Genomic DNA, 502 nt, shown 5'->3' on the forward strand with positions numbered 1-502 from the left:
CGCCACCACTTCGCGGTGGATGGCCAGCCATTCGGCATCGGAATGCGGGTTGGTCATCTCCAGCTCGGTCAGGCTGCGGGCCAGGCGTTTGCTATGACCGTCGAAGTCGATCAGCTTGCCACCCAGCACGCTGGTCACCTCATAGACGCCATCGGCCATCAGGAAGCCACGGTCGAAGACCGAGACCTTCGCCTCTTCTTCCGGCATGTAGTCCCCGTTCACATAGACGGTGCGGCTCATCTTGAATTTCCTTTGAATCTTGCCCGGAACCCCCAGCGGTGTGCGGCAGATGGCAGGGCAGGTCAAGCATTCATCCTCGCCGCTATGCCGCACACGCAAAGCTGCATTCGCAAATCCTGCTTGCCAACGCCTGCGCAACAATCTAACCATTCCGCATCCATCCCTGAAATTTACTTGCAGAGAGACGTCGATGAGCTTCCGCATCCAGCCCGCTGCCCCCGCCCGCCCGAACCGCTGCCAGCTGTTCGGCCCCGGCTCGCGT

General features: G+C 61.0%; 2 protein-coding genes. One reads left to right on the forward strand and one right to left on the reverse strand.

Going from position 1 to position 502, the window contains the following annotated elements; genetic code table 11:
- On the reverse strand, window positions 1-240 hold a 240-nt coding region (locus tag PKE99_RS39545; RefSeq protein ID WP_271215202.1), incomplete at its 3' end, for an aminotransferase class IV.
- A 49-nt stretch (window positions 241-289) separates the two neighbouring features.
- On the opposite strand from PKE99_RS39545, the gene PKE99_RS39550 reads away from it, so the two are divergent.
- Window positions 290-502: hypothetical protein (locus PKE99_RS39550; protein ID WP_271215203.1), on the forward strand; the 213-nt coding region annotated here is incomplete at its 3' end.

It is taken from the genome of Pseudonocardia halophobica (genome assembly GCF_027922425.1).
GTDB classification, from domain to species: domain Bacteria; phylum Actinomycetota; class Actinomycetes; order Mycobacteriales; family Pseudonocardiaceae; genus Pseudonocardia; species Pseudonocardia halophobica.